This window comes from Kitasatospora sp. NPDC001539 (assembly GCF_040298565.1).
Lineage (GTDB): Bacteria > Actinomycetota > Actinomycetes > Streptomycetales > Streptomycetaceae > Kitasatospora.
In genome coordinates this window covers 20517-27544 of record NZ_JBEPAK010000079.1, presented here as the reverse complement: position 1 = coordinate 27544, position 7028 = coordinate 20517, and the positions used below count along the sequence as shown (strand labels likewise).

The 7028-nt window shown below is 73.6% G+C and carries 6 protein-coding genes; 3 read left to right on the top strand and 3 right to left on the bottom strand.

Going from position 1 to position 7028, the window contains the following annotated elements; genetic code table 11:
* Positions 1–847, top strand: an 847-nt coding sequence (locus ABT247_RS15095; RefSeq protein ID WP_350742796.1) for a penicillin acylase family protein, incomplete at its 5' end; no start/stop codon positions are given.
* A gap of 47 nt (positions 848–894) precedes the next feature.
* Here the strand turns inward: ABT247_RS15095 and ABT247_RS15090 are convergent.
* A complete protein-coding gene (locus tag ABT247_RS15090) occupies positions 895–1194 on the bottom strand; it encodes a hypothetical protein (protein WP_350742794.1) in 300 nt (99 codons plus the stop codon).
* A gap of 108 nt (positions 1195–1302) precedes the next feature.
* Between ABT247_RS15090 and ABT247_RS15085 the strand changes: the two genes are divergently transcribed.
* Positions 1303–2604, top strand: a complete 1302-nt coding sequence (locus ABT247_RS15085; RefSeq protein WP_350742792.1) for a threonine synthase — start codon at positions 1303–1305, stop codon at positions 2602–2604.
* A gap of 194 nt (positions 2605–2798) precedes the next feature.
* Positions 2799–4181 carry a hypothetical protein gene (locus ABT247_RS15080; RefSeq protein ID WP_502892450.1) on the top strand — a complete coding sequence of 461 codons (1383 nt, stop codon included), beginning with the start codon at positions 2799–2801 and terminating at the stop codon, positions 4179–4181.
* Between the two features lie 123 nt (positions 4182–4304).
* Here ABT247_RS15080 and ABT247_RS15075 read toward each other — a convergent pair whose 3' ends face one another.
* Both ABT247_RS15075 and ABT247_RS15070 read right to left on the bottom strand, forming a co-directional pair.
* Positions 4305–5360 (bottom strand): zinc-binding dehydrogenase, encoded by a 1056-nt coding sequence (locus ABT247_RS15075; RefSeq protein WP_350742790.1) that lies wholly within the window; start codon positions 5358–5360, stop codon positions 4305–4307.
* Positions 5357–7021, bottom strand: coding sequence for a phytoene desaturase family protein (locus ABT247_RS15070; RefSeq protein WP_350742798.1), 1665 nt, complete (start codon positions 7019–7021; stop codon positions 5357–5359). The genes ABT247_RS15075 and ABT247_RS15070 overlap by 4 nt, the downstream gene beginning before the upstream one ends.
* Between the last annotated feature and the right edge of the window lie 7 nt (positions 7022–7028).

The window sequence follows — 7028 nt, the reverse complement described above, 5'->3', positions numbered from 1 at the left end:
CTCCTGGAACAACAAGCAGGCCGCCGGCTACACCGCGGCCGGCTTCGGCAACGGCTCGGTGCACCGGGCCAACCTGCTCGACGACCGGGTCAAGGCGCTGCTCGACCACGGCGGCAAGGTCAGCCGGGTCTCGCTCACCCAGGCGATGGAGGGCGCCGCCCTCGCCGACCTGCGGGCCGAGGACGTCCTGCCGGACCTCATCCGGGTCCTGCGCAGCGGCCCGGTCACCGACCCCGCCACCCTGACGGCGCTGCAGCAGCTGGAGGTCTGGCTCGCCGACGGAGGTCAGCGCAAGGAGACCTCACCGGGCAGTCACGGCTACGCGGACGCCGCCGCGATCCGGGTGATGGACGCCTGGTGGCCGCTGGTCGCCGACGGCGTCATGCGCCCCGGACTCGGCGACCAGCTCTTCACCGCCCTGACCGGCGCCCTCCAGATCAACGAGTCGCCCTCCGGCGGCCAAACCGGCGCCGCCGCCGGCGGCCCGGTGAGCGCCAACGAGTCCATCCCCCACAAGGGCTCGGCGTTCCAGTACGGCTGGTGGAGCTACCTGGACAAGGACCTGCGGTCCGTCCTGGGCGACCAGGTCGCCGGCCCGCTGGCCCGCCCGTACTGCGGCGGAGGCGACCTGACGGCCTGCCGGAACGTGCTGCTGAACACCCTCAAGCAGGCCGCCGCACAGCCGGCCTCCCAGGTCTACCCGGGCGACGGCGACTGCTCGGCCGGTGACCAGTGGTGCGCCGACACCATCATCCAGCGGCCGCTGGGCGGGGTGACGGACGACAAGACCACCTGGCAGAACCGTCCGACGTACCAGCAGGTGGTGCAGTTCGCGAACCACCGCTGAGCGGCCGGGACGGCCGCCGGCGCCCCACGACGGGGCGTCGGCGGCTCTCACCCGGTCAGCCCCCTGATCTCCTGCTGCCTGCCGCGCAGGTAGCCCGCCTGCTCCTGCAGCCGCTTCGCCGCCTCGAAATGCGCGTGGTGCGCCTGCGACGAGGTGACCCGCGGCTCGACGCCGCCCAGCAGCTCCGCCAGCGCGGCCAGCAGGTCGGCCGCCGGACCGAGCAGGTGGTGCTCACCACCCACGGCGACCGGTTCCCTGAGCTCCCGCACCTTCGGCAGGGCGTTCTCCCGCAGTTGCCGCCGCGCCTCCGCCAGCGCGTCGACCATCTCCCGGATTCCGCTGTCCATCGCGACCCCGTTCCTGTCCGGCCACCGGACGTCCCGCTGAGTGTGCCCGTTCCCAGGAGAATCACAAACCCTCACCTGTAGCACCTCCAACGCGGCTATGGTGCTTACATGACATGGGAAACCACCCCCGGCACGGCGGCGGGCGCCTCCCTCGCCACCGGCCAGCGCTCCCTCGGCGATCCGGACCTCGACTTCCCGCTCTGGCCCCCGCTCACCGCAGGCTGCCCGCGGACGAGCACGGCGGACGTCTCCTACCCCGTCGAGCTCGACTACGCCTACGACCAGGCCGACCCGGCCCGCCTGTTCGCCCCCGCCGGAGCCACCGACGGAGCCCCCGCCGGAGCCACCGACGGAGCCACCGACGGAGCCCCCGCCGGAGCCCGCGGCGGCCTGGAGCGCTGGGCGCCGCTGCTGCCCCCGCTGCTCGCCCCGGGCCTGGGCGAGGGAGCCACCCCGATGGTGGAGATCCGACCGGGCGTCCACGTCAAGGACGAGTCCCGCAACCCCACCTGGAGCCACAAGGACCGCCTGAACCGCTGCACCACCAGCGCCGCCGTGGGCGTCGGCGCGCCCGGCATCGCCGTCGCGTCCTCCGGCAACCACGGCGCCTCGGCCGCCGCCTACGCCGCCCGCGCCGGGCTGCCCTGCGTCGTCCTCACCGGCCCGGACACGCCGCCCGCCGTGGACGCCTTCCTCAACGCCTACGGCGCGGTGGTGCTGCCGGTGCCGTGGGAGGCCCGCTGGCCGCTGCTGCGGCAGGTGGTCGAGCGGTTGGGCCTGCACCCCGTCAGCAACCTGACGACCACCCACACGGGCCACCCGTACGGCCCCGAGGGCTACAAGACGGTGGCCTACGAGATCTTCCAAGACGTGGGCGTGCCGAGCGCGGTGTTCGTACCGACCGGCTACGGCGAACTGCTGTTCGGCGTCTGGAAGGGCTTCGCGGAGCTGCGCCGCCTCGGCCTTGCGGAACGCGTGCCGCGGATCTTCTCCTGCGAGTCGGCGGCCTCCGGACCGCTGCACCGGGCCCTCGCCCAGGGCCTCCCGGCCGCCCGGCTGACGGTCGCACCGAGCGACGCGTACTCGATCGCCTCCCCGGTCAGCGGCTACCGGGGCGTGGTCGCGGTGCGCGGGAGCGGCGGCCGGGCGCTGACCGTGAGCGACACGGAACTCGCCGACGCCCAGGCCGAACTGGCCCGGGCCGGCCTGTGGACGGAACTCTCCGCGGCCGCCGGCCTGGCCGGCCTGCGCAGCCTCGGCGCGCAGGCCCCGGACGACGGCCCGGTGGTCTGCGTGTCCACCTCCAGCGGCTTCAAGGACAGGGGCACGGGCACCCACCGGACGGCCCCGGTCGCCCCGGAGTGGGCGCAGGTCGAGCGCCGCCTGCGCGCCGCGGGCCTCACCGGCTGACCGCGGACCGCCCGGCACGCCTTCCGCACGGGTCCGCCGCGACCGCGGAACCTGCCGGTCGTCCGGGGTCCGCCGCCACCACCGGCGCGGAAGCCTGCTGTTCGTCCGCTCGTCCGCCGGTGTAAGGGCGGCGTTGGCCGACGGCCGGCAGGCTTGGGTCCCGCCCGACTCCCCCGCGTCGAGAGGCTGTCCCCGTGCCACGTTCCCGTCGCCTGCTCCCGCTGGCCGTCGCCGTCGCCGCCCTGCCCGTGCTCGCCCTGCCGGCCGTCCCGGCGGCCGCGGCCTCGTACGGCACCCCGACGATCACCCTCTCCGCCGGCTACCTGTCCGGCGCGGTCGGGGCCACCGGGGACCCGACGGTCACCGTGACGGTGGCGCAGAGCGGCGCCGCCGCCTCCGCCCTGACGGTCGCCGCCTCGGCCAGCACCCGCAGCTCGGTCGCCCGGACCTCCGACGTGACGGTGGCCGGCACCGGCGGCACCCGGACCCTGGCGGTCGCGGCCCAGGGCGTCGGCTACACCGACCTGACCGTCAAGCTCACCGGCCTCGGCGGCAAGACGGCCACCCGCACCCTGCACTACGCGGCCTCGGCCGCCGTCCGGAACTCCGCCGCCGCCCGCTACCTCACCGGCTCCAGCGACGCCTCCGCCGCCGTGGACGCCGGCGGCGGATACATCCTGGTCGGTGACGACGAGTCCAACACCCTGCGGCTCTACGACCGCGACAGGTCCGGGGCGCCGATCCGCACCTGGGACTTCAGCTCGGCGCTCGGCGTCTCCAAGGAGATCGACATCGAGGCCGCCACCCGGGTCGGCGACACGGTCTACTGGACGGGCTCGCTGGGCAACAACAAGGACGGCGTGGTCAAGCCGGACCGGCAGACCGTGTTCGCCACCAAGGTGACCGGCTCCGGCGCCGACACCCAGCTGTCCCTGGCGGGCTCGTTCCACGGCCTGCGCGACGACCTGATCGCCTGGGACAGCGCCCACGGCGACCGCTACGGCTTCGCGGCCGGCGCCGCCGACGGACAGGCGCCGAAGCAGATCGACGGGTTCAACGTCGAGGGCCTGGAGTTCGCCCCCGGCAGCACCACCACCGCCTACGTGGGCTTCCGCGCCCCGCTCACCCCGGCGGTGACCGGCGGACGGGCGCTGCTCGTGCCCGTCACCGACTTCCCGGCCCTGCTGGACGGTTCGGCCGCGCACGCGACCTTCGGCGACCCGGTCGAGCTGGACCTCGGCGGCCTGTCGATCCGCGACCTGCGCCGCAACGACCTCGGCCAGTACCTCATCGTGGCAGGCTCCTGGGCGGCCGAGGACAACTCCGCCCCGTACGCGCTGTACCGCTGGGACGGCCGACCGGGCTCCGCGCCGGTCAAGCTGATCGACCTGCCGACCAGCGACGCCGGCGCCTGGGAGGCCGTTCCGGACGTGCCGAACCTGGACGCGCCGGGCGCCCGCGCCCAGCTGATCACCGACAACGGCTCCGCCGACCTCTACGGCGACGGCACCGCCGCCAAGGACCTCACCCACCCCGAGTGGAAGAAGTCCCGCAGCACCTGGTTCACCCTGGGCTGATCCCGAACCGGGGCCCCTCGACTCCGCCAGGCCGAGGGGCCCTGTCCCACTCCCGTCCCCACGAGTGCCGCAGGTGCTCCCCGGCCGGCCCGCGCCGGGGGCCCCGTCAGCCCGCCCGGGTGCTCACAGCTCGACCAGGACCTTGCCCCGGCTCGCCGAGCGGTCCACGTAGAGGCTGCGGTACGCCGCCGGGATGCTGTCGAACCCGTGGTGGACGGTCTGCCGGTAGTGCAGCCGCCCGCCGCGGACCAGGGCGCCGAGGTCCCGGCGCAGCACGGCCCAGTTCTCCTCGGTGAACCACTCCAGCGAGAAGATCCCGCGGATCAGGGTGCGCGGGAACATGATCATCGGTAGCAGCCGGGGCCCCGTCCACGCGCCGCCGACCTGGCTCCCCCACTGCCAGCACACCGCCACCCGGCTGTCCACCGCGAGCACCTCGAACACCACGTCGGTGAGCGTGCCGCCCAGGCTGTCGAAGTAGCGGTCGACGCCGTCCGGGGCGAGCACGGCCAGCTCCTTGGCCACCTGCTCGGGATCGTCGCCGTCGCGGTAGTGCAGCACCTCGTCGAAGCCCAGCTCGCGCAGCCAGTCCGCCTTCGCGGGCGTCGCCGTGGTGCCGATCACCCGCGCCCCGCGGTGCTTGGCGAGCTGTCCGACCACCGAGCCGACGGCGCCGCTCGCCCCGCTGACCAGCACCGTCGAGCCGGGCCGGACGTCGAGGAACTTCTCCACCGTGCCCCAGGCCGTCATCCCCGGGCCGCCCAGCACACCGAGCGCCGTGCTGATCGGCAGCTGCTCGTCGTAGTGCGCGGGGTCGAGCCGTCGGTAAGCCGGGAAGACCATCGGGAAGGTGCCGGTCTGCCAGAGCCGGGGCTCGCCGTCGCTGATCACGTGGCTGCACCAGCCGCCGAAGCCCTGGACCAGGTCGCCCACCGCGAAGCGCGCGGCCGGTCCGGCCTCCACCACCTCCATGATCGCGTCGGCGCCCATGTGGTCGCCGATCGGCGTGTCCAGCGCGATCCCGTGCAGGTACGGGTCCACGGACACGTAGCGGGTGCGCAGCAGCATCTCGTCCGCGGCGAGCCGGACGTCCACCTCCTCCACGACCTTCCGGTACACCCGGTCGACCTCCGGCACGCCGTCCACGTGCTCCTGGACGACCCATTTCTCGATCCTCACGAGGTGACTCCAAACTCCCGGGCGCCCGGCCCGACGGCTTCGGTGATCAGGATCGGCGGCGGCGCGCTGTCGTCGACCGACGCGGTGAACGGCTTGCGGTCGTCCCGGCAGACGAACTGGACGACGTGCCGGCCGGCGGCGGCCGCGCGGATCAGCCCCCCGGTCGTCGCCCAGACCCCGGAGAGGTAGAAGTTGGCCAGCCCCGGCAGCCCCGGCCCGTTGCGCTTGATCTCCTCCTCCAGGGTCTCCCCGCTCTCCACGAAGGGCTGCCAACCCAGCACGGTGCCGTCGTAGTTGCCGGTGTAGCGGACCTGGGTGAGCGGGGTCGAGACGTCCTTGACGGACACCGCCTCCCGCAGCCCGGGGTGGTGCCCGTCCAGGAACTCGATGACGGCGTCCCGCACCCGGCGCTTCTCCCGCTGGTACTCCCGGCCCCGGCCGACCGGGAGGGTGTGCAGTTCCTCGCCGCGCCGCAGCCGCGGTGCCTGCTCGGGACCGGTGCTCAACTGCCGCCAGGGGGCGATGTCGCAGAAGTAGCTGGCGTAGACGACGGTGGTCGACTCGGGCGACAGCTCCGGGTAGTGGCGGCTGCGGAACTGGATGTTGATGCTCGGGTGCCGGATGCCGGTGAGCCGGGCCGCGAACTCCTCGTCGAGCAGGTACGTGGTGCACGGGTCGCCCGCCGGGAAGGGCCGGCGCAGGCCGAGGAAGACGGTCAGGTAGCCGGGGAACACCATGCCCGGCCGGGTGAGGGTCTCGGTGTACAGCCGGCGGTAGGTGTCGTTCAGGTAGCGGCCCTTGAGCAGGTCCATCATCGTGGTGCGCCCGTCGCAGGCCGCCACCACGATGTCCGCCCGCACCTCCCGGCCGTCGCTCAGCCGCACCCCGACCGCGGTGTCCCGCTCGACCAGGATCTCGGTCACCTTGGCGTTGTAGGTGATCTCACCGCCCAGGCGGCGGTAGCGCTGCTCGATCGAGCGGGCCAGGCCGAGCGAGCCGCCCTCCGGCACGCCCGCCGACCGGCCCGCGTGCGAGGCGAGCTGGAAGTAGGTCGGCAGCACCGGGAAGTTGGGGTGCTTCTCGTAGAGCACGAAGTTGAACGCCTCGCGCAGCAGCGGGCTGCGGAACCGCGCCGAGTAGTCGCTCATCAGCACCGAGATGGAGCGCCGGATCACGTTGAAGTACGGCAGGAAGGAGGCCAGCATCCGCCAGCGCTCCCACCGGCCCATCAGTCCGACCGGCTTGAGGAAGGGGTAGCGGGTCAGTGCGAGGCGGAACGTGCGCAGACCGTCGCAGAACTGCCGGATCTGCCGGGCGTCCTGGGGCGAGAGGTCCAGCAGGTGGGCCTCCAGCCGGTCCGGGTCGGAGTAGAAGTAGACCGCCTGGCCGTCCCGGGTGCGCACCACGTTGAAGACGTCGAAGTTGCGCATCCGCTTGCCCTGCAGGGCGCCGAGCTCCAGCCAGATCTGGTGCATCTCGTTGCCCGGCCCGCTGCCGAGCAGCCAGCTGACGCAGCAGTCGAAGGTGAACTCGCCCCGCTCCCAAGCCGTGCAGCAGCCGCCGGGCAGTTCGTGCATCTCCAGGATCCGGGTGCGGTAGCCGTTCATCTGCGCGTAGCAGCCGGTGGACAGGCCGCCGAGCCCCCCGCCGATGATGACCATGCTCTCC